24 protein-coding genes and 1 other RNA gene are annotated in these 24,635 nt (G+C 33.7%); 17 read left to right on the forward strand and 8 right to left on the reverse strand.

The window, feature by feature from the left end:
* The first annotated feature begins 106 nt into the window (after nt 1-106).
* Nucleotides 107-793, forward strand: coding sequence for a metal-dependent hydrolase (locus BM371_RS04110; protein ID WP_034676158.1), 687 nt, complete (start codon nt 107-109; stop codon nt 791-793).
* A gap of 64 nt (nt 794-857) precedes the next feature.
* Here the strand turns inward: BM371_RS04110 and ffs are convergent.
* An RNA gene (gene ffs / locus BM371_RS04115) (signal recognition particle sRNA small type) lies at nt 858-955 on the reverse strand.
* A gap of 132 nt (nt 956-1,087) precedes the next feature.
* Here ffs and BM371_RS04120 point away from each other — a divergent pair.
* The 11 genes from BM371_RS04120 to BM371_RS04170 all read left to right on the forward strand — a co-directional run bounded on the left by BM371_RS04120 (nt 1,088) and on the right by BM371_RS04170 (nt 13,699).
* Nucleotides 1,088-1,684, forward strand: a complete 597-nt coding sequence (locus BM371_RS04120) for a DUF4199 domain-containing protein (protein WP_034676160.1) — start codon at nt 1,088-1,090, stop codon at nt 1,682-1,684.
* Nucleotides 1,685-1,701: 17 nt separating this feature from the next.
* Nucleotides 1,702-2,652, forward strand: coding sequence for a glycosyltransferase family 2 protein (locus tag BM371_RS04125; protein ID WP_034676162.1), 951 nt, complete (start codon nt 1,702-1,704; stop codon nt 2,650-2,652).
* A 3-nt stretch (nt 2,653-2,655) separates the two neighbouring features.
* Nucleotides 2,656-3,039: a hypothetical protein gene (locus BM371_RS04130; protein WP_123947139.1), complete on the forward strand. Its 384-nt coding sequence runs from the start codon at nt 2,656-2,658 to the stop codon at nt 3,037-3,039.
* Nucleotides 3,039-3,740, forward strand: coding sequence for a GIN domain-containing protein (locus BM371_RS04135; RefSeq protein ID WP_034676167.1), 702 nt, complete (start codon nt 3,039-3,041; stop codon nt 3,738-3,740). The genes BM371_RS04130 and BM371_RS04135 overlap by 1 nt, the downstream gene beginning before the upstream one ends.
* Before the next feature lie 122 nt (nt 3,741-3,862).
* A complete protein-coding gene (locus BM371_RS04140) occupies nt 3,863-5,578 on the forward strand; it encodes a phospho-sugar mutase (RefSeq protein WP_034676170.1) in 1,716 nt (571 codons plus the stop codon).
* Nucleotides 5,579-5,805: 227 nt separating this feature from the next.
* The gene (locus BM371_RS04145) at nt 5,806-7,059 is read left to right on the forward strand and encodes a pyridoxal phosphate-dependent aminotransferase (protein WP_034676173.1); all 1,254 of its coding nucleotides are present in this window, start codon (nt 5,806-5,808) and stop codon (nt 7,057-7,059) included.
* A gap of 89 nt (nt 7,060-7,148) precedes the next feature.
* Nucleotides 7,149-8,498: a trypsin-like peptidase domain-containing protein gene (locus tag BM371_RS04150; protein WP_051882767.1), complete on the forward strand. Its 1,350-nt coding sequence runs from the start codon at nt 7,149-7,151 to the stop codon at nt 8,496-8,498.
* Between the two features lie 12 nt (nt 8,499-8,510).
* On the forward strand, nt 8,511-11,363 hold the full coding sequence (locus BM371_RS04155) for a VIT domain-containing protein (protein ID WP_034676174.1): 2,853 nt from the start codon (nt 8,511-8,513) through the stop codon (nt 11,361-11,363).
* 212 nt (nt 11,364-11,575) lie between these two features.
* Nucleotides 11,576-12,298, forward strand: coding sequence for a 3-deoxy-manno-octulosonate cytidylyltransferase (gene kdsB, locus BM371_RS04160; protein ID WP_034676176.1), 723 nt, complete (start codon nt 11,576-11,578; stop codon nt 12,296-12,298).
* Between the two features lie 142 nt (nt 12,299-12,440).
* Entirely contained in the window at nt 12,441-13,103 is a 663-nt protein-coding gene (locus BM371_RS04165) for a hypothetical protein (protein ID WP_034676178.1), read from the forward strand.
* 17 nt (nt 13,104-13,120) lie between these two features.
* Nucleotides 13,121-13,699: a glutathione peroxidase gene (locus BM371_RS04170; protein ID WP_034676181.1), complete on the forward strand. Its 579-nt coding sequence runs from the start codon at nt 13,121-13,123 to the stop codon at nt 13,697-13,699.
* Nucleotides 13,700-13,750: 51 nt separating this feature from the next.
* Here the strand turns inward: BM371_RS04170 and BM371_RS04175 are convergent, their stop codons facing one another.
* On the reverse strand, nt 13,751-14,404 hold the full coding sequence (locus BM371_RS04175; RefSeq protein ID WP_034676184.1) for a metal-dependent transcriptional regulator: 654 nt from the start codon (nt 14,402-14,404) through the stop codon (nt 13,751-13,753).
* Nucleotides 14,405-14,489: 85 nt separating this feature from the next.
* Between BM371_RS04175 and BM371_RS04180 the strand changes: the two genes are divergently transcribed.
* On the forward strand, nt 14,490-15,521 hold the full coding sequence (locus BM371_RS04180; RefSeq protein WP_034676187.1) for a threonine aldolase family protein: 1,032 nt from the start codon (nt 14,490-14,492) through the stop codon (nt 15,519-15,521).
* Between the two features lie 46 nt (nt 15,522-15,567).
* On the opposite strand, the gene BM371_RS04185 is transcribed toward BM371_RS04180, so the two are convergent.
* From BM371_RS04185 to BM371_RS04210, 6 genes are all read right to left on the reverse strand, one after another.
* Complete coding sequence (locus BM371_RS04185; protein ID WP_034676190.1) at nt 15,568-16,071, reverse strand: hypothetical protein; 504 nt, start codon at nt 16,069-16,071, stop codon at nt 15,568-15,570.
* Between the two features lie 433 nt (nt 16,072-16,504).
* On the reverse strand, nt 16,505-17,746 hold the full coding sequence (locus BM371_RS04190; protein WP_034676193.1) for a MutS-related protein: 1,242 nt from the start codon (nt 17,744-17,746) through the stop codon (nt 16,505-16,507).
* Between the two features lie 102 nt (nt 17,747-17,848).
* Nucleotides 17,849-18,436, reverse strand: coding sequence for a 5'-methylthioadenosine/S-adenosylhomocysteine nucleosidase family protein (locus BM371_RS04195; protein ID WP_034676195.1), 588 nt, complete (start codon nt 18,434-18,436; stop codon nt 17,849-17,851).
* Nucleotides 18,437-18,449: 13 nt separating this feature from the next.
* Nucleotides 18,450-19,148, reverse strand: a complete 699-nt coding sequence (locus tag BM371_RS04200; protein WP_034676197.1) for a DsbA family oxidoreductase — start codon at nt 19,146-19,148, stop codon at nt 18,450-18,452.
* A gap of 138 nt (nt 19,149-19,286) precedes the next feature.
* Nucleotides 19,287-20,204, reverse strand: coding sequence for a helix-turn-helix domain-containing protein (locus BM371_RS04205; RefSeq protein ID WP_034677343.1), 918 nt, complete (start codon nt 20,202-20,204; stop codon nt 19,287-19,289).
* Nucleotides 20,205-20,249: 45 nt separating this feature from the next.
* Nucleotides 20,250-21,089 (reverse strand): SDR family oxidoreductase, encoded by an 840-nt coding sequence (locus BM371_RS04210; protein WP_034676198.1) that lies wholly within the window; start codon nt 21,087-21,089, stop codon nt 20,250-20,252.
* Between the two features lie 165 nt (nt 21,090-21,254).
* On the opposite strand from BM371_RS04210, the gene BM371_RS04215 reads away from it, so the two are divergent.
* The 4 genes from BM371_RS04215 (at nt 21,255) to BM371_RS04230 (ending at nt 24,607) form a co-directional block, all read left to right on the forward strand.
* Nucleotides 21,255-22,094, forward strand: coding sequence for a M23 family metallopeptidase (locus BM371_RS04215; RefSeq protein ID WP_051882769.1), 840 nt, complete (start codon nt 21,255-21,257; stop codon nt 22,092-22,094).
* A gap of 119 nt (nt 22,095-22,213) precedes the next feature.
* Entirely contained in the window at nt 22,214-22,564 is a 351-nt protein-coding gene (locus tag BM371_RS04220) for a hypothetical protein (protein WP_034676200.1), read from the forward strand.
* Between the two features lie 13 nt (nt 22,565-22,577).
* On the forward strand, nt 22,578-23,432 hold the full coding sequence (locus tag BM371_RS04225) for a GLPGLI family protein (protein ID WP_074958533.1): 855 nt from the start codon (nt 22,578-22,580) through the stop codon (nt 23,430-23,432).
* 161 nt (nt 23,433-23,593) lie between these two features.
* Nucleotides 23,594-24,607 (forward strand): SDR family NAD(P)-dependent oxidoreductase, encoded by a 1,014-nt coding sequence (locus BM371_RS04230; RefSeq protein WP_034676205.1) that lies wholly within the window; start codon nt 23,594-23,596, stop codon nt 24,605-24,607.
* The last annotated feature ends 28 nt before the right edge of the window (nt 24,608-24,635 follow it).

A 24,635-nucleotide genomic window follows, 5' to 3' on the forward strand; every position in this document is an offset into this window, starting at 1 on the left:
ACGTAGTCAAACGCCTTTGCGAACTTAAAAACAGAATAATTTATATAAAAATCTTTGCGCTCTTTGCGTTTAAAAAAAATTAGCAATATTCAAAAATGAATTAAAAATGAAAATACAATACTTAGGACAAAACTGTTTTTTGTTCACATACAAAGACAAAACAATTTTATGCGACCCTTTTTACAACTACAAAAAAGCAGAATCAGGTTTTGATATCACCGCTCAAAAAATAGATTACATTTTACTGACTCATGCTCACGGAGATCATATTGCCGATGTAGGAGAGGTTTTGCAACATTACCCTGAAGCTACGATTATCGGTCAGCCGGAAATCTGTGCTTACTTTAAAAATGCAAAAAATACAGACGATGTAAACCTCGGAGGTTCTGCAAAAATCGATGATTTGAAAATTTCTATGGTTCCGGCTCATCATACAAGTTCGTTTCCTGACGGAACTTATGGTGGAGTTCCTGTAGGATATATTTTCAGACTTCCTGAAGGGAGAAATTTGTATTTGGCAGGAGATACAGGAGTAATGGCAGACATGCAGTTGTTTCCTTCATTGTTTGGAAATTTAGACCTTTCGATTCTTCCGATTGGTGGTCATTATACAATGTGTGCAAGAAAAGCGGCTTTTGCAGCATCAGAATTATTGAAAACTCCGAAAGTGATCGGATGTCACTTTGATACTTTTCCTGCAATTGAAATCAATCACGAGAGTGCGGCGAAACATTTTGCTGACAAGAATGTAGAATTGGTTTTACCAAAATTGGGAGAAAGTTTCGAGATATAAAAACAAAAAAAGAGATTAAGCAATTTAAATAAAATCATCTTAATCTCTTTTTTATAAAAATAAAAAATGGCAAGCTACCTAAATCACACCGCTACGACCAATTACCTTTGCTGCGTTCCCACCCTGGAGGATTCTCAGGAGCTGGTTGTTTAGGACTTGCCGTTGCAAAGATAGGAATTAATATTAAACTTCAAAACTGTAAAGCAGAAAAACAGATGAAAAAACTGAGAATTTAAGCTAATTTGCTGAAATTTAAGTTAATAATTTTTCATCTTTTTGTAAAATTTTTTAAACATGGCTAAAAGTCCGACTACCTTAGGAATTATTCTTTTTATTGCTACAATGATCATCTTTTTTGTAGTGTATTCTTTTTTCTCCGGTATTGAATATTTCGATACTACATTGAAAGTCAATGCATTCGTTTTGCCCTTAATTTATGCGGTAACTGCATTCTGGTCTGTAAAATCAAGATGGAACACCCACAAAATGGGTTTCAGAGAGGCTTTTAAAAGAGCATTTGTTCCGATGTTTATTGGTGGAATTTTATCCATCGTAAGCATATTTACTTTCTTAAATTACATTGATACCGATGCGAAAAAACTGTTAAATTACCAATATGTAACAAGACAAAAATCGGAATTGGATAAAGAATATAAGTCAGCAAAAAAGATTTTAAAACACCAAAAAGACATTGATGAACTGGAACAAAAATACAAAGAAGGGCTTGAAAGATTTGATCCTAAGGTTGTAAAAGGAAAAGATATGTTGACGGCAAGTCATTTTTCAGGATATTTTGCAGCAATCCTGATATTTTACGTAATTTTGTCTGTCTTTTTCGGAGCGTTTTTCAGAACAAAAACAATTCCGCAGGAGGAACCTAATCAAGCATAATTTTTTATTAAAATTAAATGAATTTATCTATAGTTATTCCGTTACTGAACGAGGAAGCATCTCTTGAAGAGCTTTTTTCGAGGATTGATAATACATGTAAAACCAACAACTTATCTTACGAAGTTTGGTTTGTAGACGACGGAAGCACCGATCTTTCATGGAGCATTATCGAGAACATGAAAGTTCAGCATCCACAGATTCACGGAATAAAATTTTCCAGAAATTACGGAAAATCTCAGGCTTTACATGCCGCTTTTGAAAAAACCAACGGTGATGTTGTTATTACGATGGATGCTGATCTTCAGGATTTTCCGGAGGAAATACCTGAACTGTACAGAATGGTTATCGAAGATAATTATGACATTGTTTCCGGATGGAAAAAGAAGCGTTTTGATAATGTAATGACGAAAAACATTCCTTCAAAACTTTTCAATGCAGCAGCGAGAAAGGTTTCCGGAGTTTATCTTCATGATTTCAATTGCGGTTTAAAAGCTTACAAAAAACAGGTTGTCAAATCAATCGATGTTTACGGAGATATGCACCGTTACATTCCGGTTTTGGCCGCAAATGCAGGTTTCAGAAGAATTACTGAGAAAGAAGTCCCACACCAGGCAAGACCTTACGGAACTTCAAAATTCGGAACTGAAAGATTTGTTCGCGGATTCTTAGATTTGGTAACCCTTTGGTTTGTAAGCAGATTTGGAGGAAGACCGATGCATTTCTTCGGAGCAGTCGGCACTTTAATGTTCATCATCGGATTTCTTTCTGCACTTTGGTTAGGGGTTTCAAAACTGATCGATGTTGCAAGAGGAATTTACGGTCATTTAATAACCAATAATCCTTGGTTTTATATTGCTTTAACGATGATGTTGATGGGAACTTTGCTTTTCATCGCAGGCTTTTTAGGCGAAATGATTATCCGAACCAACAGAGAGCATAAGAATTATAATATTGACGAAGTGATTTAAGTTATGAAATTTTATCTCATCATTTTCAGTCTATTATTAATGTCATGCTCGGAAGTGAAAGTTTCCGAACCGATAACTGCGCAATGGGAATTTATCAGTATAAATGAAGGTGACAGAAACAAAGTTGATGATAAAATGCTGAATAATATTAATAAAGAATATGGTACCGGAATCATAGAATTCAAACAAGATTTATCTTTTTCTTCCGTCGGGAGTAAAAATAATAGTGAAGGTACTTATACTTTGAAAAACAACACGTTAATCATGCAGTATTCTAATCTGCCTGAACCCATAAAGTTTAATTATTCTGTTATTGAAAACAAATATTTGCTTCTGAAGAATATTGATGGTAAAAAGCTAACCTGGCTTTACAAAAAAAGTAAATAATGAAAAAAGTAGTTTTAGGATTGAGTTTACTGGCTATATTTTCCTGCGGAAAGATTTCTCCCAAAGGGAATTTAGATAAAAAAGAAATCGATGTTGAAGAATTTGTCAACCTTGATCTGGATGGAAAGTTTCGTGTATTTTATGCAAAAGGCCCTAAAAATTTTGTGGAAGTAGAAACGTATCCCAACATTGCAGACAATCTGGATATTGATGTGGATGATAAAACCCTTTCAATCAAAGAAAACAGAAAAACAAAAGGGGTAGATTTTTATAATATTACGATCTATTCAAAATATAATCTGGAGAAAGTTTCAATTTCAGATTCTGTGGAAATGAATATTTCTAGTGAAATTAAAACTGATAATTTTAGATTAAATTTAAAAAATTACGCTACTTTTATGGGTTCTATCAACACAAGAAGGGCAGAAGTTGACATGAAAAACAGAAGCCGCGCTAATTTTTTGGGTGAAACTAAAGATGCGGTCATCAAGATTTCAGATACCGCTAGTTTGATTGCTCCCTATTGGAAGATTGTTAATCTGAATTTAGATTCTCAAAACGGAAATTATGCAGAAGTCAATGTAAAAGATTCATTAAAAGGAAACGTGAAAAATACTGCGAAGTTTGTATATTATAATGATCCGATCAGAGCTTTTAAGGTAGACAAAACAACGAAGGTAGAAAACAAGAAATTGAATTAAATTATTGTCATTCAGAACGAAACGAAGAGGGATGAAGAATCTAAAAATGGATTTCTCGTTCCTCGAAATGACACAATAAGATTATAATTAAAACTATATAAATAAACGAACAAAATACAAATATGACAACATTAGAAAAAGCGAAACTTTGGTTAGGCGACTCATTTGATCAGGAAACAAAAGATGCTGTTCAAACATTAATCGACAGCAATTCTCCTGATTTAGAAGATTCTTTTTACAGAGAATTGGAGTTCGGAACAGGAGGTATGAGAGGAATTATGGGTGTTGGAACCAATCGTTTAAATAAATATACGTTAGGTCAGGCTACACAGGGACTTGCGAATTATATGTTGCAGCAGTTTCCTGGAGAAGCAATCAGTGTTGCGATTGCTTATGACGTGAGAAATAATTCTAAAGAATTCGGAAAATTGGTGGCAGATGTTTTAACAGCAAACGGAATTAAAGTTTTGTTGTTCAAAAACCACAGACCGACTCCGGAATTGTCTTTCACGGTTCGTGACAGAAAATGTAATGGAGGAATTGTATTGACGGCTTCTCACAATCCGCCTGAATACAACGGTTATAAAGTTTATTGGAATGACGGTGCGCAAATTGTTCCGCCACATGATGAAGCAATCATTAAAGAGGTATATTCTACAAAATTTGAAGATATTAAATTTGATGGAAATGATGATCTAATCGAATGGATTGGAGAGGAGCAGGATGATGTTTACATTGATGCCTGTATCGAAAATTCAACATATCAGGATGTTGGAAAAGGTAATTTGAATATTGTTTTCACATCAATCCACGGAACAACGTATACAACCGTTCCGAAAGCTTTGGAAAAAGCCGGTTTCAAGAAAATAGATTTGGTAAAAGAACAGATGATTCCGAGCGGAAATTTCCCGACCGTAGATTCTCCGAATCCGGAAGAACCTGCAGCTTTGGAAATGGCGATGGATTTAGCCAAAATCACCAATGCAGATATTGTTATCGGAACTGATCCTGATGGAGACAGACTCGGAATTGCGGTTAGAAATCTTGAAGGCGAAATTCAGTTATTGAATGGAAATCAATGTAATACCATTTTGACGTATTATATTTTAGATCAGTGGAAAAAACAAGGCAAAATTACAGGAAAAGAGTTCATCGGTTCTACCATTGTAACCTCAGATATTTTCTTTGATATTGCTGAAAAATTCGGGGTTGACTGTAAAGTCGGATTAACAGGTTTCAAATGGATCGGAAAAATGATTCGTGATTTTGAAGGTCAGGAAAAATTCATCTGCGGTGGTGAAGAAAGTTTCGGGTTTATGACCGGAGATTTCGTTCGTGATAAAGATTCTTGCGGAAGTATCATTTTAGCTTGTGAAATTGCAGCTTGGTGCAAAGCAAACGGAAAAACGATGTACGAATATCTGATCGAGATTTATCAGGAAACCGGAATGTATTACGAAGGTTTGATCAATATCGTTAAAAAAGGTAGAGACGGTGCTGAGGAAATTCAGAATATGATGAAGAATTTCCGTGAAAATCCACCAAAATCATTGGCTGGTTCTTTAGTGGAAGAAGTAAAAGATTTTAAAGAGCAAACCAATTTCGTAGTTTCTGAAAACGAAAAACATGTGATGGATGACATTCCAAAATCTAATGTTTTGATTTATTACACTCAGGACGGAACAAAAGTTTGCGTAAGACCTTCGGGAACAGAACCAAAAATTAAATTCTACGTTTCTGTAAAAGATGTATTAGAATCAAAAGCAGATTTTAAAGACAAATTAAAAGCTTTGGAAGCAAAAATTGAAGAAGTAAGAAAAGATCTTCAGTTGAATTAAAATAAGGTTGCCGAAATTAGATTTAGATAATATTAAATTACAGCAAACGCCTTGTGTTCTTTGCTGAGTGAAATCGAAGATTCAACGTAGTCAAACGCCTTTGCGAGCTTAAAAACAGCTAGTTGTTAAAAAAACTTTGCGAACTTTGCGTTAAAATCAGGCATTATAATTATCTAAACCTTAATTCCTGCAACCTAAAAACCTAAATATATTAAAAGTAAATAAAAGTGAAAGTTTCAAAATTAGCAGCGAACCTTATTGGTTCTGAAATTGTAAAAATTGGTAATGAAGTAAATGATTTAAAAGCGAAAGGAGCAGAAATTGCGAATCTTACGATTGGGGATTTAAATTCTAATTTGTATCCGATTCCTGCAGAATTAAAAGAAGAAATTCAGAAAGCGTATCAGAATAATTTGACGAATTATCCGCCTGCAAACGGATTATTGTCGTTGAGAAATGAAGTTTCCAAAGATTTAAAATCAAGATGGAATTTAGACTATTCAGCGAATGATATTCTGATTACAGCAGGTTCGAGACCTTTGATTTACGCGGTTTACAAAACTATCGTTGATGAAGGTGATAAGGTAATTTATCCTACACCTTCTTGGAACAACAATCATTACGCATATCTTACTTCTGCAGATGCAATAGAAGTAAAAACCACTCCTGAAAACAATTTCTTACCCACTGCTGCAGAATTGAAACCACACTTAAATGGTGCAGTTCTTTTAGCGCTTTGTTCACCACTGAATCCTACTGGGACGATGTTTACGGAAGATCAGTTAAGAGAAATCTGTGAAATGATTTTGGAGGAAAACAGCAAAAGAGGAGCAGACGAAAAGCCATTGTATTTGATGTACGATCAGATTTATTCTAATCTTACTTTTGGTGCAAAACATGTCGATCCGGTGTCTCTTTTCCCTGAAATGAGAGAATTTACAATTTATATCGAAGGTATCTCTAAATGTCTTGCCGCAACAGGAGTTCGAGTTGGATGGGGATTCGGTCCTTCTCAGGTAATCGATAAAATGAAAGCTTTATTGACTCACGTTGGAGCCTGGGCGCCAAAACCGGAGCAGGAAGCTACTGCAAAATATTTCCAGAATGCAGATAATGTGAATTCATTTATCAATGATTTTAAAGGTAAATTAGAAGAAAGCTTAAAGGTTCTTCACAACGGAATTCAGGATTTAAAAACCAAAGGTTTAGCGGTAGAAAGTATTGAGCCGATGGGAGCTTTATATCTTACCATTAAATTAGATTATATCGGAAAAACAAAACCTGACGGAGCAGTTATTGAAAATTCTTCAGATCTTGTTTTCTATTTAATTAATGAGGCAGGAGTTGCATTAGTACCATTCTCAGCCTTCGGAGAAGAGAAATCTGAGCCTTGGTTCAGAGCTTCTGTAGGAGGTTTGGCAATTGATGAAATTGAAGTAATGATGCCGAAATTAGAGAATGCATTAAAAAATTTGAAATAATCTAAAATATTTTTTTAAATTTATACCACAAGTTGATTCTTATTTTAAGAATCAACTTTTTTATTATAAACACTTAATATTGAGCACAAATGGATCATGAAAAAAATGAATCCGACCAAAACGAGTTGGATAAAAATCAATCGCAGCAAAACAATAATTCGCCTTCTGATGATTTTTCGGAGCAGCAAAATTTAGAATCTGAAAATCTAAGTTCTGAAAATTCATCAAATGAAATTAGAAAGAAGCCTGTAGAAAAACAACCTGAACAAGCTTTACCTGTCACCGAAAAAAAGAAAAGAAATCCCTATAAAATTGCATTTTTCAGTCTTGGCGGAATTATATTGTTGGGTGGAGCTTCTTACTTTGGATATAATTATTATAAAAATCATCAGGTTGAACCGATTGCCGAAAACGTCTGTTTAGATACCGATACCAAAATTTATGATGCCTATAAAGATGCGGTTGTGATGGTAAAACATCGATACGGATTTTTTGCCAAAATTAAAGGAAAAGAAGTTCAGCTGAATCTTCCTGATGTTTCTGAAGAAACGCTTTTCGGGACTGCATTTTTTGTTGATAAAAAAGGAAATATGATTTCCAACAGTCATGTTCTCCAACCCTGGAATTCTCCTGAAAATATTGATAAGCTTAATACAGATGCTTCAAATATCCGCAGAAAAATTGCTTCCATTCTTACAACTGATATTTCGGAAGATGGGTACGAAACTTTTATCACATCAAACTGGGGAAATGCATCTTCTGAATATGATGAAGAAGGAGAAGGTGATTATCATGATGGTGAAGGCGAAGCAGACCAAGGAGAAGAATTTGTAACATCAGATCAACCAACAGTAGACTCAACCGCAGAAGCCGTTGATATTGCTGCTTCAATCCCTCAAAAAGACTATATCTCTGAAGAATATATTGAAGTGTACATGAAGACGATTGATATTTCTGTCGCTCTGCATAACTCTGCCGAAGAATGGTTGCCATGCACGATCGAAAAAATTTCTGAAGATGTATCGGTCGACTTAGGTGTTTTACAATTGACTACCAAAGAAACACCAAATACGGTTGTAAATATTATAAATCTTGAAAATGCTGTAACTGACGACCAGACTTTGCGTCCGGGTGAAAAAGCAGTGATGATCGGTTATCCTTTAGGCGAAGATTTAGCGCAAACTATTTCAGGAATTAAAGTTCAGCTGTATGACGGGCAAATCAGTAAAGAATCAGACGGAACAAAAATTCAATACAGCGTAACATCAACGCATGGAGCAAGCGGTTCTCCGATATTTAACAATTGCGGACAGTTAATAGCCGTTAATTTCAGCGGACTTGAAAAAGTCCAGGGCTACAATTTCGGGATTATTGCTAAACAGATCAATTCTGTTTATCCGTTTTTAGCTGCAGAAGTAAAAGTCGATCATATTAATTAAACACAATTCACTATGAAAAGAATAATCAGTCTTATGGCAACGCTGGCTTTCAGTATTGCATTTGCACAAATTCCCACTCTGGAAGTGGAGAACCAGAAAAAACATCCTGTTATTCTTCAGGAAGCTAAGATTGACACCAAAATTTTAGGTAATCTTGCCACAACGACAGCAACATACACTTTTTATAATCCAAGCAGCAGAATTCTCGAAGGCAATCTTACTTTTCCTCTTCCTGAAGGCGTTTCAGTGAGTGGCTATGCTTTAGACATCAACGGAAAACTGAGAAATGCAGTTCCTGTTCCCAAAGAAAGAGCCAAAGAAGTTTTTGAAAGCATCGAAAGAAGAAATGTTGATCCCGGAATTATCGAAAAAGTAGAAGGAAATAATTTCAGAACGAGAATTTATCCGTTACCTGAAAAAGGAACACGAACGATTCAGATTATCTATCATCAGGAATTGAAGAACTTCGCTTCTGATTATCAATATTTTTTAAGCTTTGCCAATGCAACCACAATTCCGAAATTTAATCTGAAGGTCTGGATCAGCGAAACGGCAACTGTCCCAAAGATTTTAGAAAATCCGGATGGTAATTTTGCCTTTCAAAAACAGGGAAATCAGTGGATTGCAGAAATCAACAAAACAGATTTTAGACCGAATGAAATTTTAAAAGTGACGATTCCTAAAAATCAAAATTCATCAAATGTTGTTTTGCAAAAAGCTTCAGGCGATAAATTTTATTTTGCAGCCAATGTAGGATTGGATTTTCCGGTAAAAGAAAAAGCTAAATCTCAGAAAATTGCAATTATCTGGGATAATTCTTACAGTGGTTCGAAGAGAAATCGTGATAAAGAATTACAATTCTTAGATGCTTATTTTGCAGACAATAAAAATGTTTCCGTTTCTTTTTCTTTGTTAAATAATACTTTCGAAAAAACTGAAGAATTCAGTATTTCTCAGGGAAACTGGAGTGAACTGAAAAATAGAATTTTAAATGTAAAATATGACGGAGGAACAGATTTCGGCGCATTAAAAGAAATCAGTGGAGTAGAAGAATATCTTTTATTTTCTGATGGAATTTCCAATTTCGGAGATTTAACGATGAAGTTTAAGAAGCCTTTAAACAGTATTTCAAGTACACCAACTTCTGATTTTAATTTACTTAAATTATTAGCGAATCAATCCGGCGGAAATTTTATTAATTTAAATGAACTGGATACTCAGTCTGCTTTAAAAACTTGTAAAAGATTACCCGTTCTTTTTTTAGGATTTAAAGAAAATCCAAATATGCAGGAATTGTTTCCAAATATTGGTTCGGTCATCAGTGAACCAATTAATATTTTTGGAATTACAACAGGTAATGTCGGAAATTTGACGGCAATTTTCTCAGTTGGAAATGAAAAATTTGAAGTTCCTGTTGATTTTTCAAAAGCTCAACAGTTAGAAAATTGGCAGATTTCTCAGTTTTGGGCTCAGAGAAAAATCAATGAGCTGGAATTAAATTCCACACAAAACCGTCAGGAAATTAAAAACATCAGTGAACAATTTGGTGTTGTCAGTAAAAACACAAGTTTAATTGTTCTGGATGATATTAATGATTATGTACGCTACAAAATTACACCGCCGCAGGAATTATTGGCTGATTATCAGAAAATCGTTTCTCAAAATAAAGGCCGAGTTTTAGAACAGAGAAAAAATCTTTTATCCAAAGCTTTTGATAAAACCAGAGAACTAAAAACCTGGTGGAATACCGAATTTAAACCTGTAGAAAAAAAGGAATATCCGAGAGTTTCTAATCAATCTGCGAGAGATACTGTAAACAATCAAAGACTTGAAGAAGTGGTTGTTACAGGTGCATTAGGTATTAAAAGAAACTCTGCGGTTGCTAGGGAAGTTTCAAGTTCTGCAAAATTGGCAGAATCTGAAGCTAAGCCCAAAGGAAAAATCACTTTAGTCGATGTAGAAAGTACTGCAGAATACATGAAAGATTTTCAGAATTTACAGTCGGCAGATGTGATTTATCATAAATATTTGGAAAACCGTTCAAAACATGAGAAGCAGGTTTCTTATTATTTTGATGTTTCTAAATTGCTTTTCAAAAAAGGAAACAAAGAATTGTCTTTAAAAGTTTTGAGTACTTTAGCTGAGTTGGATCTTGAAAACGAAGAATTGTATAAAACGATTTATTATCTTTTAAAACAGAGAGGTCATTACGATAAAGAATTGTGGATCACTCAGAAAATTCTAGAATGGCGACCTTTCGATGCTCAAAGTCACAGAGATTACGCTTTGGCTTTGGTTGATAACAAAAGACCTCAGGAAGCTTTAAATATTTATAAATCTCTGCTGTATCAGGAGTTCACAGATGAAATTTCGATGCGTGACAACGGAATTGAGGAAATCCTGATTATGGAAATCAACAATATTTTAAAGCAAAATAAAAACGTTGACGGAAGCAAAATCGATGACCGTTTGAAAGCAGATTTGCCTGTAGATATTCGTGTGGTGATTAATTGGAATAAAGACAATACCGACATCGATCTTTGGGTAACAGATCCGAAAGGAGAAGACTGCTCTTATCAGCACAAGTCTACTGCAATCGGCGGAAGAATCAGCAATGATTTTACACAAGGATTCGGTCCGGAACAGTTTTTACTGAAAAAAGCCGTTAAAGGAAAATATAAAATCAAAACCAACTTTTTTGGTGAAAGACAGAATATTCTTTCGGGACCAACGACAATTATGGCAGAAGTGTATCTGTATTATTCTGATGGAAGACAGGAAAGGAAAATTGCTGTTTTCCAGAGTCAGAAAGAAAATAAACAGGAAGATGACAGCAAAATTCTGATAGGAGAATTTGAGTTTTAAGAAAAATCACATAAATTGCCGAAGGTTTGTACTTCGGCAATTTATATTTCTGTTCATATTTTCGAATAGATTTTTTTGGGCAGCTTTACCGCCTTCCACTCCCGCTTTTTTGCTTGCACTTCGTTCCTGCAAAAAGAGCTCCGTTCAAGTCGGGCTGCGTGAGATTCACTGTTGAAGAACTACAATTAATTATAAATAAGAAAAATTAAATAATGAAAATCATTGCTGTTATTCCTGCGCGTTATGAAGCCAGCCGTTTTCCCGCAAAACTGATGCAGGTTTTAGGTAAAAAAACAGTTATTACAACAACCTACCAAAATGTTGTGGAAACCGGTCTTTTCGATGAAGTTTTTGTCGCAACAGATTCTGAGATTATCTTTAATGAAATTCAAAATCATGGCGGAAAAGCAGTAATGACCGGTCAACATGAAACCGGAAGCGACCGGATTGCAGAAGCGGTACAAAATATAGACTGTGATATTGTCATCAATGTTCAGGGTGATGAACCGTTCTTAAAATTAGAACCTTTACAGCAGCTGATTGAAGTTTTTAGAGCCGATGATAATCAGGAAATTTCCTTAGCTTCTTTAAAAATAAAACTTCACGAAAAAGAGGAAATTGAAAACCCGAATAATGTAAAAGTAATTACCGATAACAATGGTTTTGCCTTGTATTTCAGCCGTTCGGTAATTCCTTTTCACCGAGAAGTTTCTTATGATATTGATTATTTTAAACACATCGGAGTTTATGCTTTCAGAAAACATGCTCTGCTTCAATTTTCAAAATTGGAAATGAAACCTTTGGAGATTTCAGAAAAGATAGAATGCATCCGTTACCTGGAATACGGAATGAAAATTAAATTAATTGAAACCAATTTCATCGGAGTAGGAATTGATACACCTGAAGATTTGGAGAAAGCGAGAAAGCTATTGTAAAGAGCCAAGACAAAAGTAAAAAGGTAAAAGGTTTGTGATTTAAAAATACATTACAAAATTGTGATATTTTGTTACACTGTTAAACTGCTACATTGCTACATTTTCCAAGAAAGGCTTATATTTGAATTTATAAATTGATTTAATGAAGAAATTACTTATCGTTTTCGTTCTGATTATTTCGCAATTGTCTTTCGCTCAGACTGCTAAAGAAATTATCGACAAAAACATAGAATTATCGGGAGGATTAACCAATTGGAAGCTTTTGAATTCAGTATTACTTCAGGGAAAAGTAATTTTGGGAATTAAAGACGAATATCCGATCAAAATATATCAGCAAAGGCCAAATTTAACCAAAACCGTAATCACAATGGGTGGAAAAGATACTGCTATTGAAGGTTATGACGGTACAAAAGGCTATGCGATGAATTATGCAACCAATAAGCTTCAGGTTTATCCGGAATATATATCAGAAAGTTTTGATAATGATTTTATTGATTGGGAAAATAAAGGTTTTGAAGCCAAATATTTAGGGAAAGAAAAAGTAGGAGAGATCTACTGTCACAAAGTAGAACTGACTAAAAATGTAAATAAAAATTACTATTATTTCGATACAAAATCTTTCATGCTTTTAAAAGAAATAAAAAAAGATGAAACTTTAACGTATTCAGATTACAAAAAGGTAGGAAATTTGATGATGCCATTTAGATTAGAATCTTCGAGCGCCAAAAAAGATGGTGATTATGTGATGCTTCTGAATAAAGTGGAAATCAATAAAGTATTTCCGGCAAACAGTTTTAAATTTTAATTAATAAAAAATTTCTTATGAAAAAGATTTTCATAGTGATGATTTCATTGGGTGCATTTTTCAACAGCTGTGCACAGAAAAAAAATGAAATTTCTAAAGTAAAAACAAACAAAGTTATGTCAAAATCAATATACGATTATAAAGTAGACGCGCTTGAAGAAGGCAAAACCATCAATTTTGCAGATTATAAAGGCAAGAAAATTCTTATTGTAAACACGGCTTCAGAGTGCGGATTTACCCCTCAATATGCAGATCTGGAAAAGCTTTCAAATGAATACAAAGACAAACTTGTTGTAGTAGGTTTTCCTGCAAACAATTTTGGAGGTCAGGAACCCGGAACTAATGTTGAAATCGGAGCATTCTGCCAGAAAAATTACGGGGTTACTTTTCCGTTAGCATCTAAAGTTTCCGTAAAAGGAGAAGACACAGCACCAATTTTTAAATACCTTTCAGAAAAAAGTTTGAATGGTGTGAAAGACACCGAAATTCAGTGGAATTTTACAAAGTTTTTATTAGATGAAAACGGTAAATTGATTGACAGTTTCGTAAGTAAGGTAAAACCTACTGACGAAGAGATCACCAAATATTTGAAATAATTTTTAAATGATAATTTTTAAAGCGGGTTTTTGATCCGCTTTTTTATTGTATTAATGCTTTACAAGAATCTTTTCCGTTGCTTTTTTGCTTAAAATTTCAGTCTTTCCTGAAATTTCTATCGTAACAGATTTATCAAAATCTTCAATCTTAACAATCTTGATTTTAGTATTTAAAAGAAGATTTCTTTCGGTAAGATAATTCAGGAAAGCATCGTCGGATAAAGTAACAGAAGCAAAAACTACCGTTTCACCAACTTTACAGTTGCTTAATTTCTGTAAATCCTGAGATATGATATTTCCGTCTTTATCGGGAATCGGTTCGCCATGAGGATCAAACTTAGGATAATCTAAAATTTCATCCATTTTATCGAAAAAAACCTGTGAATGAACATGTTCAAGCTGTTCTGCAATTTCATGTACATTTTCCCAGCCAAAATTCATTTTTTTTACCAGAAACATTTCGGTAAGGCGGTGTTTTCTTACAACCAAAGCAGCTTCACGTCTGCCTTTTTCTGTAACTCTAAGTGGTTTATAGGTTTCGTAGATTACCCAGTTTTTATCTGCGAATTTCTTCATCATGTTATTAACGCTCGGCATTTTCACATTGAGAAATTTGCTCAGTTCGTTAATTGTCACTTTTCCTTCATGGTCAACTACATGAAACAAAGCTTTCAGATAATTTTCTTCTGTTAATGTTGTTTTCAAAATGTTAGATGATTTTCATTACAAATCTAACAAAATATTTTTTAAAGATGGGTCTTGTTCGTTTAAGTTTTTTTAATTTTACTTTATGAAATTTTCCTTTAAAAACGATTATTCAGAAGGGTGTCATCCGCAGATTTTAGAATCTCTTCTTAGAAATAATCTTGATCAGCAGGCTGGTTATGGCGATGATGAATATTCTCAGAAAGCTAAAAGTTTAATTAAAAATAAAATTGAAAATCAGAATTCTGAAGTATATTTTGTTTCGGGAGGAACTCAGGCAAATCTGATTGTCATTTCTTCGATTTTAAGACCTTATCAATGCGTAATTTCTGCAGCAACAGGACATATTTTAAATAATGAAACCGGAGCAATTGAAGCAACCGGACATAAAATTTTAAGCATAGAAAAAGAAGATGGAAAACTAAATCCGTCAGACATTATTCCTGTTTTGGAAAGTCATAAAAATATTCCGCATCAGGTAATGCCAAAGCTGGTTTATATTTCAAACTCGACCGAATTGGGGACGATTTATACTAAGAAAGAACTGGAAAATCTTTCAAGATTCTGCAAAGAAAATAATCTGTATCTCTTTATGGACGGGGCAAGATTAGGCCACGCTTTAACCTCTGAAATTAGTGATTTAACCTTAAAAGACATTGCCGAATTAACTGATGTTTTTTATTTGGGTGGAACTAAAAACGGAGCTTTATTGGGAGAAGCAATTGTTATTAATAATAAAGATTTGCAGCAGGATTTTGCGTTTAATATCAAACAGAAAGGAGCATTGCTGGCAAAAGGCAGACTTTTGGGAATTCAGTTTTTAGAGCTGATGCAGAACGATCTTTATTTTAATTTAGCTAAAAATGCCAATCAACAGGCGATGAAGATTAAAAATGCTTTGTCTGAAAGGGGAGTGCAGTTTCTTTCCGATACGCATACCAATCAGATTTTTCCGATTTTAACGGATAGAATGATTGAAGTTTTATCTGAAAAATTTGAATTTTATGTCTGGAAAAAAGTAGATGAAAATTTATCGGCAATTCGCTTAATTACTTCATGGAATACACAAAATGAAGCTATTGAAGAATTTATCGAAACTTTTACAGGTGAATTATAAAAAAAAATGCAGCTTCAGAAGCTGCATTTTAAGCATTATTTAAATATTATTTTAATGCATTTGCAATTGTTTTGCAATCTGCAGATTCTAATTTCTGACCGTCCTTGTAAGAAATTTTCTTTTCATCGGAATAACGTATTATTCCGTTTTCATCTTTCTGATTTCCAATTCCTTCCGTTAAAGTATTTCCTTTTTGAATAAAGAAAATATCTCTTTTGCTGGTGGTTCCTTCGGAAGCAAATTCATACGTAAGTTTGAGTGTATCACCAGATTTGAAGCCGGATAATTCGCCTTTTGAACTGTCTTTTTCACTATTTTTATAGGCCATTTTCCCGGAAAATGTTCCCAAATTATCATCCAGACTTACAAAAACGCTGTCTTTTCCGGTAACACCCAAATAGCAAAATGTTTTGGCGCCTAAAGTATCAACAACTTTTTCTGTCGGAGTTTCTGTAGAATCTGTGGTTGTCACTGGTGGTACAGGTTCAGGTTTTTTATTACAGTCCATTAATACAAGAGATAATGCACTGATTGCAATATACTTTTTCATAATTTCAATATTATGTTAAACTTTGTATTGGCTAATTTAATCATTGTGATTTGAATGATAAAGGTTTTTAAAATAATTATAGTTTAAATAAAATCCTAATCGCTGAGAATCGCTTAAAATTTTTTTTGTTTAAAATATTATCAATTTAAAGGAAATTCTAAATTAACATTTTGAGTTAGAAAATTTTTAGAATGCAGAAAATTTCTAAACTCCTTAAATATAATTATGAAATCTAATCTTTGAGAATCGCTTGAAATATTTCCATAATAATTTGATTAAGCAAATAAATAATTAATTAGTTAAAATTGATTTATAATGACTAAAAATTGAGACCAGTAGTCTCCTATTATGCGTAATAAAAAAATCCTATAATTTATATTATGTTAAATTGGATATTTTTTGAACTTTTGAAATTTATTCAAATCACTTAACATTAATAATCAACTTCCATATCCAATAATTTATTCAAACCATACTCATCAAAAAGAATTTTCCCAATTTCGAGTTTAGACCAACCTTCCTTTAATTGATATGTGAATGATAACTTATTATTTTCTAAAAAAGATTCCAAATGCAACATTAAAATATTTCTATTTGTTATCAAATGATTTTCGATCAGATTTAAATGCGTAGAAAAAATAAACATTGAATTTTTAAATTTCGAAAAACCATTTACAGTTTTTACAGTAATTTGAGTTGCATCATTAATATTAGTTCCGCTGAAAATTTCATCAAAAACAACGAAACAGTTTTTTGATTTTAGCTCTAATAAAACATTTTTTACATTCATAATTTCCTGAGCAAAATGACTGTAGCCTTCTTTCAGATTGTCATTTACTGAAAAATACATGAAAATACTATCATAAAAAGGGATATCAGAATAATCTGCTGGAACAGCAATTCCCAGATGAGCTAACAAAATAATAATGCTTATCGACTTCATTGCTGTAGATTTCCCCGACATATTGGCTCCAGTGAAAACAAGCGTATTTTTATAATCTACCTGTAAAGTATTTTTAACTGCATTTTTTAGATCTAAATGGTAAAAATTCTCAATGTTAAAAGCATTTTCAGAATTGAATTTAGGAAATACTAAGTTATTAATTTTAATTCCTTTTGCAATACTCGAATACACATCAAACAGGTAGAAAAAACTCCAGAAAGATTCAAAATTTTTCTTTTTATTTTCATGTGTTATAATCTTCAAAAAGTTTTTCTTTTCCTTGAAATCGAGGTCTTTGTTATATTGTTCATATACTGATAATGAATTGATAAAAAGGATCTGTTCTTCAATTTCTATAAAAAATTTCGGACATATTTCCTTCATTTTGAAATTTCTTAAAAGCAATTCAAAATGATAAAAGAAGTCGATCAACAAAGAAATGTTTGTATTGATTTCTCTGAAATATTCTCTATACTTTAAACTTGAAATCAGATTATATTGATTGATATTGAACTCATCCAGAAACTTTTGAATCCCATTAATTTTACTTTCGTTAATTCTGTAATACTCAATAATTTCAAAATTCGCTAAAAATAGCTTTAGTTTTTGTTGCACATAAAGTGTCTGATTTTTATTGAATGACTTTTGATTAAAAAATGAATTAAGATATCGTTTCGATTTTCTGGTTTGAGTGAAATCAAAATGAGCTGCAATTTCAGAAACGTTTTCCATGATTCATTTGTGTTGAAGTTTTCATGAGTAAAACTATTTATTTAATTCTGAATTCTGTTTTAAAAATTTCTTAAAATATTGTAATTTTTTTTAAAGATTAATTTAAATCTCTGAAAATAATATTTGTTTAAAAGCCTCAGAAGCCAAATGCACCTGAACCGACCAATCATCCGCTGCGTCACTCCCTGCGTCGTCGGAAATATATTTTAAACACAGAAAAGGAATCTTTTCCTGCATTGCAATTAGGGCTAAAGAATAAGCTTCCATATCAATGACGTTGTATTCTGTATTGATGTGATTCATCTCAAAACTGTCACCTGTTCCACAAATTCCTTCTTTCAGATGATCCATTTTCAATCCGTTTTCCAAAATAACAGGAATTCCGGAAAGTGGTGTTTCAAATTTTTTAAAACCTAAACCTCTTACATCCATATCACGCTGGATAAACTGAGTACAGCAGATCACCTCTCCTTTTTGAAAGCCATTTCCACCTGCCGAACCGAGATTGACGATCAGTTTTGGTTTTTTTTCGTGAATGGCTTTTGTAAGTTCGATGGCAGCATTTACTTTTCCAATTCCTGTAATTAATTTTCTGGTGTGATCAAAAACTTTTCCGGCCTCATAATCCAAAGCAAAAACAAAAAGTGTTTCTGAAATCGGATAGGTCAATTCTTTATTTAATGTAATCATGGATTATATTATGTTAAATTGAACAACCGTCTGCATCACATGATAGATTATTCTGAGACTGGTCTTTAAAAGGAACAACCGTTTCTTCGTATGTCTGGGTCAATGCATTTTTGAAAACTTCAGATGGTTGAGCGCCGGAAACTCCGTATTTTCCATTCAGAATAAAAAACGGAACGCCTGTAATTCCCTTATTCCTTGCTTCTAAAATATCCTGATTAATTTCGTAATCAAATTGATCTGATTCTAAAGAATTTTTTGCTTCATCAGCATCAATTCCTAATGAGACCGCCAAAGAAACCAAAGTTTCAACATCGCCGACATTTTTACCATCCAGAAAATGAGCTTTGAATAGCTCCTCTTCCATTTCTGAAGCTTTATGGTGTTTTTTGGCTAAGTGAAGAAGTTTGTGAGCCGTAAAAGTGTTGGTAATCAAAGCTTTTTCAAAATTAAAATCAATTCCTGAAGCTTTTCCCATCTGTATTACCTGGTTGGTCATCTGTTTTGCCTGTTCTTCAGGAAAACCTTTTTTCTCTCTGAAATATTCTGCAGTGGTTTTAGTTTTCGATTGGTCCAAAGTCGGATCAAGCTGAAAGCTCTTCCACTCTATTTTTACCTCATCTTTAAACGCTAGATTTTCCAAAGCCTGTTCAAAATTCTTTTTTCCTATATAACAGAACGGACACATCACATCCGACCAGATTTCTATTTTCATTGAATTTAAAATTTAGGTAAATATAAGTATTCGTTGATGGATAGACCGAAACTGAACAGTTAAAAAATAAATTATATACCATAGTTTTTTTCCATGAAAGGCCTTTTAAACATAAACAATTAAATTAAATCTTTAATTTTAATTAAAAGACTTCCTAAATTCCAAAGGCGAAATATCAGTTTTAGATTTAAACAATTTGCTGAAAGACTGCGAGTGCTCAAATCCCAGTTCATAAGCAATTTCACTGACGGTAAGCTCGGTAGTCGAAAGTTTTTCTTTGGCTTTTTCGATCAGTTTCCCGTGAATGTGCTGCTGCGTTGTCTGTCCGGTAAGTGATTTTAGTAAGCTGCTAAGATAATTCGTTGACACATTCAGTTGTTCAGCGATTGATTGTGCGGTTGGAAGTCCGTTATTAATAATTTTTTCTCCCGTGAAATATTGCTCAAGAAATAATTCAAGCTTATCCAAAATCTGGTGATTGCTTTTCTTTCTGGTAATAAACTGACGCTGATAAAATCTTTCACAGTAATTCAGAATAACTTCAATCTGAGAAATAATAATATTCTGGGTAAACTGATCGATTCCGGATTGATATTCTTTTTCAATTCCTTTGAAAAGTCCGATTAAGGTTTCTTCTTCCTTTTCAGAAAGAAATAAAGCTTCGTTCACGTCGTAACCGAAAAATTCATACTGATGAATGGTTTTTGCCAAAGGTGTATTCCAGATAAAATCTGGGTGAAATGCGAGAAGATATCCGGAAGGTTTCTTATCATATTTCTCAATAATCATTTTTACGAGCTGTCTTGGTGCAATAAAGCAAAGCAAACCACCATCGAAATCGTACTGACTTTGACCGTAGTGAAGTTTCCCCTGCAAATCTCTTTTGAAGCCGATAAAATACAAATCCTGAATCCAGCTGATTTCCGATTCTTCAATCTGATATTCTACCTGACTGTAATCAACAAGACTAATAAGCGGATGTTGCGGTTGTGGCAATCCTGAAATTTTGTGAAGTTCAGAAACCGTATCAATGCTGTATAATTTTCTGTTTGCCATAATTTTAAAATAAGGCAACAGTTTCTTGCTGTTGCCTTTACAAAGTTAATAATCTGTAGATGTACTCAAAGTTTTAAAATCAGAAATTTCAGTCTGAAGAGCACTTAGTTTATTGTTTGCCATCTGAAATGCATCCGAACCTAAAACCAAATGAACCGGCGGATTTTCCATCGCCGCCAACTCGATCATCGCTTTTGCAGCTTTTTCAGGATCTCCCGGCTGATTTCCGTTGATCTCTTTTTCGTGCGCAGCCTGAACATCTCTTGCTGTTTTGTAAGCATCGATCTCATTTTCAGGAGTTCGGAGAGAGCCGCCTGTTAAGAAATCTGTTCTGAAATATCCCGGATAAATTACTGTTGCGTTGATGCCGAATTCTTTTGCTTCAACAGCTAAAGATTCTGTAAATCCAACGACGGCAAATTTGGTGGCACAATAAATTCCCCATCCCGGGAAATCACCTGAAAGACCGCCAATCGAAGCAATGTTAATGATATGCCCACTTTTTTGTTCTCTCAAATAAGGCATTGCTTTTCTGATGACGTTCAACGAACCGAAAACATTGGTATCAAAGTTTTTACGGCTTTCTTCATCCGTTAATTCTTCCAAAGTCCCTAATTGTCCGTAACCAGCGTTGTTGACAATGATGTCGATCTTCCCAAAATGATCTGCTGTTTTTTTAATTGATTCTGCTACACTTGCTTCGTTGATCAAATCCATCTCTAAAGGAAGAAATGATGCATTTTCAGAACCTACCGCAGATTTCAATTCTGACAGGTTTCTGGAAGTTGCGGCTACAGAATATCCTTCATTCAATAATCTTTTTACTAAGGTTAAACCTAAACCTTTTGATGCTCCGGTTACAAACCATACTTTTTGTGTGTCCATTTTTTAAATATTTTAATTGATTAATTTTTACAGTACAAAGTTGGGAAATCGTGAAAAGAACAATGTGCCCAAATCAAAGATTGTTGTAGCCAAAACTAAGGTGTATAATTATTAATTTTCAAATACTTGTGATAAATTCTTTATTTTTGATATAAATACAGGCAAATGAAGTTTAGTAAAGTTCTGTTTATTTTTATAAGCATATTTTTTTCTTTCACCAAGGCGCAGGAATTACCTAAAGAAAAATATTACCAATTTTCTTATTATCATGATTTTAAATACAATAATGATAGCATTACGCTAACTGTTCGAAATCCTTTGTTTGCTCCGCTTAGAGTAAATATTTTTTCTGATTATTTAAAAGATGAAAATATTATTAATGATACGATAAGAGTAACGATAAACGAAAATTCAGAAGGAAAATTTAGATTACCGGCAAAAAAGCTTGATGGTGGTAAATTTAATTTCAGCTTCATCTCCGCCTTTGGAGATGACAAGAAAATTATAAAACAGAATGAGCTTGCACTACCCTTTCCTAAAGGTAAAATGTATAGAATTATGCAATCTGACAACGGAGGTTTTAGTCATGACAGCGATTACAGCAGATACGCCATAGATTTCGACATGAAAATTGGCGACACGGTTACAAGTGCAGATGATGGTTTTGTGGTAGGTGTTATAAAAGATTACAAATATGGTAAAGAAGATAAGCAATGGACGCCTTATGCGAATTATATTACCCTTTATCACCCTCATAGTGGATTGTTTACGCAATACGTTCATTTAAAAAAAGACGGAAGCTTAGTAAAAGTTGGTGATTCAGTGAAAAGAAATCAGCCAATAGGTCTTAGTGGAGCAACTGGTTTTGTTTCGGGTGAGCATCTGCATTTCAATGTATTGATTCCGGAGAAAGATAAAACGTTGAAGTCTGTACCTTTTACTTTTGAGAATAATATTTCTTCATTGAGTTTGAAAAAGAACATGCAGATTAAAAATCCGAAATGAGACTGGAAGGTTTTGATATAGATTTTTAGTTAAAAAATTCTTAGAATTCTTAAATAAATAATAAATTTCACACAGTATAGAGATTTATCTGTATTTTCGTCTCATTAAAATTCGAATATATGAAAAGATTCTTTACAATCTCAGGGGTTTTTATGCTTTTGCTGGTTTCTCAAACCACCTTTGCTCAGGAAAAAAGGGTAATGAAATCATTTACATTTAAATCTGATAAATCGAAAAAAAATTCAGAGGACAAAACCACAATTTACGAAGGAAACGTGATGATGAAAAATGATAATATTTCTTTTGAGAATGCAGAAAAGGTAATTTACAATGCAGAGTACGGAACCTACACCATTTACAGCCCTAAAAACTTTAAGATTATTGCTGCAAAATCCGTTCATAAAACAGGTAAAAAAGAAGATTCTCATGTGATTATTTATAATATGAGAGAAGAAAGTGTTACATTCTAAGATAAGCAATCATATGAAAATTAAATTTTGTTTTCTGTTACTCTTAATGGCAGGTTTAAGTTTTGCACAATCAAAGCAGTTTATTTATGAGTACAGATTTAAAATGGATTCTCTGAACAGAGATCAATCTGAAACTGAAAATATGGTTCTGCTTACTTCTCCCAAAGGCTCAATATTTTACAGTCAGGTGGGATATGTGCATGATTCTGTGATGACTGCAACAATTAAAAATGCTAAAGTGACACAGAATAATCATTTTGATTTTACAGATCTTAAGCAGCCCAAAATAAGCTTTGAAGTCACAAAATCATATCCTGATTATAAAATAATGCTGAAAAGAAGTATTGGCTCTACAAGGCTTGGCATTGCCAATGATAAAAAAATAGAGTGGAAAATTTCTAATGAAAAAAGCCAAGTTTTGGGCTATGATGTTCAGAAAGCAACAGCAAAATGGAGAGGAAGAAATTGGGTAGCCTGGTTTGCTCCGGAAATTCCTTTGCAGGATGGACCTTATGAGTTTTCCGGCCTTCCCGGTCTTATCGTGAAAATAGAGGACTCTAAAGGTGATCATTCATTCAACCTTGTTGCGACAAAGAATATTACAGCAACAGAAGAATATTCAAGCATGAAACCGCGCGAAATCCCTGTATCTGAAGATAAATTCAGAAAGCTTTGGAAGGAATATAAGGAAGATCCCGTGAAAGATATGAGGCAAATGAACATTTCAGCAAGTGGTGCTAAAGTGGTTGCGTTCTCTTTCGGAGGAAAAAGCTATACCCCGGAGGAAATGATGAAAGAAACAGAGAAAAGTCGTAAGGAAGAGCTTAAAAAGATAAACAATTTCTTAGAACTAGATTTATACCGATAAAACACGCATTAAATATTATTTCAAATCAGACACGGGTAATTATGTCCGTGTTTTTCTTTTTTTATAAATTGATTTAAAATTAATATCCAAAAACTTGTATTTGGTGTAAAAATAGATAGGTTATAAACAACACTCATATCAAATCTATAAAATAACACCATATGAAATCACAAAACAGTTTAGAAAAAAGAAGCCTTCGCGGTAAAACTGTCGTTGTCACAGGCGGAAGCAGCGGAGTCGGAAGAGCTGCTGTAGAAGCTTTTGCATTTGAAGGCTGCAATATTGTTATCGCAGCGAGAGGTCAGGAAGCTTTGGATGAAACTTTAGAAATATGTAAGGAATTAGGTGTGAATGCCATTGCAGTTCCTACCGATGTTTCAAAAGCTGAAGAAGTAGATCATCTTGTAAAAGCTGCTGTAAAAGAATTCGGAAGAATAGATATCTGGGTAAATAATGCAGGAGTCATGGCAAGCGGAAAGTTTGAAGAAATTCCGATGGAAGTTCACGAGCAGGTGATCAAAACCAATCTTTTCGGGTATATGCACGGAGCATATTCGGTTTTACCGCTTTTTAAAGAGCAAAACGAGGGTATTTTAATCAATAATGTTTCCATTGGTGGTTTTATGCCTGCTCCGTACAGTGCAGTCTACTCTTCTACCAAATTCGGAATCCGTGGGATGATGGAATGTCTTCATGGAGAAATTTCAGATTATCCGGATATTCACATTGCCAATTTATATCCGCAGATTCAGAGATCAACGGGAAATTCGCATTCTGCAAAGTTTTCAGGTTTGGATTTTAAAATTCCGCCATTTGCATCGGATCCGAGAGATACAGCTGATAAAATTGTACAGTTGGCAAAAGAGCCGCAGAAAGATCTTTTCCCCGATGTACGATCCAGAGTTTTGGTCAATCTTTACGAAATGTTTCCGAAAATTATCATCAATACCGCTTCAGCAGGAATGCGTGTGATGATGAAATTAAAAAATGGCGAACCAACTTCAGGAAATGTTCTTGAACCGTCTTCAGAACCGCACAAAATTTATGGTGATACTATTCTCCCTGTTCCCGGAAAGAAAACCAAAATTGCTTTGGTTGCAGGACTTGGATTAGGCTTAGCTTTTATGCTGCTGAAATCGAAGAGTTCTCAAAAAGAAATTTATCTTGATGATTAATGTTATCAAATAAAAAACGAGAAATCAA

Source organism: Chryseobacterium formosense (assembly GCF_900116415.1).
GTDB lineage: Bacteria > Bacteroidota > Bacteroidia > Flavobacteriales > Weeksellaceae > Chryseobacterium > Chryseobacterium formosense.

What these genes read in the sequence shown, in the direction of transcription:
- BM371_RS04155 (WP_034676174.1), top strand. Translation starts at nt 8,511, where the DNA reads ATGAAAAGAATAATCAGTCTTATGGCAACGCTGGCTTTCAGTATTGCA.
- BM371_RS04195 (WP_034676195.1), bottom strand. Translation starts at nt 18,436, where the DNA reads ATGATTACATTAAATAAAGAATTGACCTATCCGATTTCAGAAACACTT.
- BM371_RS04125 (WP_034676162.1), top strand. Translation starts at nt 1,702, where the DNA reads ATGAATTTATCTATAGTTATTCCGTTACTGAACGAGGAAGCATCTCTT.
- BM371_RS04190 (WP_034676193.1), bottom strand. Translation starts at nt 17,746, where the DNA reads ATGGAAAACGTTTCTGAAATTGCAGCTCATTTTGATTTCACTCAAACC.
- BM371_RS04150 (WP_051882767.1), top strand. Translation starts at nt 7,149, where the DNA reads ATGGATCATGAAAAAAATGAATCCGACCAAAACGAGTTGGATAAAAAT.
- BM371_RS04230 (WP_034676205.1), top strand. Translation starts at nt 23,594, where the DNA reads ATGAAATCACAAAACAGTTTAGAAAAAAGAAGCCTTCGCGGTAAAACT.
- BM371_RS04120 (WP_034676160.1), top strand. Translation starts at nt 1,088, where the DNA reads ATGGCTAAAAGTCCGACTACCTTAGGAATTATTCTTTTTATTGCTACA.
- BM371_RS04180 (WP_034676187.1), top strand. Translation starts at nt 14,490, where the DNA reads ATGAAATTTTCCTTTAAAAACGATTATTCAGAAGGGTGTCATCCGCAG.
- BM371_RS04205 (WP_034677343.1), bottom strand. Translation starts at nt 20,204, where the DNA reads ATGGCAAACAGAAAATTATACAGCATTGATACGGTTTCTGAACTTCAC.
- BM371_RS04170 (WP_034676181.1), top strand. Translation starts at nt 13,121, where the DNA reads ATGAAAAAGATTTTCATAGTGATGATTTCATTGGGTGCATTTTTCAAC.
- kdsB (WP_034676176.1), top strand. Translation starts at nt 11,576, where the DNA reads ATGAAAATCATTGCTGTTATTCCTGCGCGTTATGAAGCCAGCCGTTTT.
- BM371_RS04130 (WP_123947139.1), top strand. Translation starts at nt 2,656, where the DNA reads ATGAAATTTTATCTCATCATTTTCAGTCTATTATTAATGTCATGCTCG.
- BM371_RS04225 (WP_074958533.1), top strand. Translation starts at nt 22,578, where the DNA reads ATGAAAATTAAATTTTGTTTTCTGTTACTCTTAATGGCAGGTTTAAGT.
- BM371_RS04135 (WP_034676167.1), top strand. Translation starts at nt 3,039, where the DNA reads ATGAAAAAAGTAGTTTTAGGATTGAGTTTACTGGCTATATTTTCCTGC.
- BM371_RS04165 (WP_034676178.1), top strand. Translation starts at nt 12,441, where the DNA reads ATGAAGAAATTACTTATCGTTTTCGTTCTGATTATTTCGCAATTGTCT.
- BM371_RS04200 (WP_034676197.1), bottom strand. Translation starts at nt 19,148, where the DNA reads ATGAAAATAGAAATCTGGTCGGATGTGATGTGTCCGTTCTGTTATATA.
- BM371_RS04220 (WP_034676200.1), top strand. Translation starts at nt 22,214, where the DNA reads ATGAAAAGATTCTTTACAATCTCAGGGGTTTTTATGCTTTTGCTGGTT.
- BM371_RS04215 (WP_051882769.1), top strand. Translation starts at nt 21,255, where the DNA reads ATGAAGTTTAGTAAAGTTCTGTTTATTTTTATAAGCATATTTTTTTCT.
- BM371_RS04140 (WP_034676170.1), top strand. Translation starts at nt 3,863, where the DNA reads ATGACAACATTAGAAAAAGCGAAACTTTGGTTAGGCGACTCATTTGAT.
- BM371_RS04110 (WP_034676158.1), top strand. Translation starts at nt 107, where the DNA reads ATGAAAATACAATACTTAGGACAAAACTGTTTTTTGTTCACATACAAA.
- BM371_RS04210 (WP_034676198.1), bottom strand. Translation starts at nt 21,089, where the DNA reads ATGGACACACAAAAAGTATGGTTTGTAACCGGAGCATCAAAAGGTTTA.
- BM371_RS04185 (WP_034676190.1), bottom strand. Translation starts at nt 16,071, where the DNA reads ATGAAAAAGTATATTGCAATCAGTGCATTATCTCTTGTATTAATGGAC.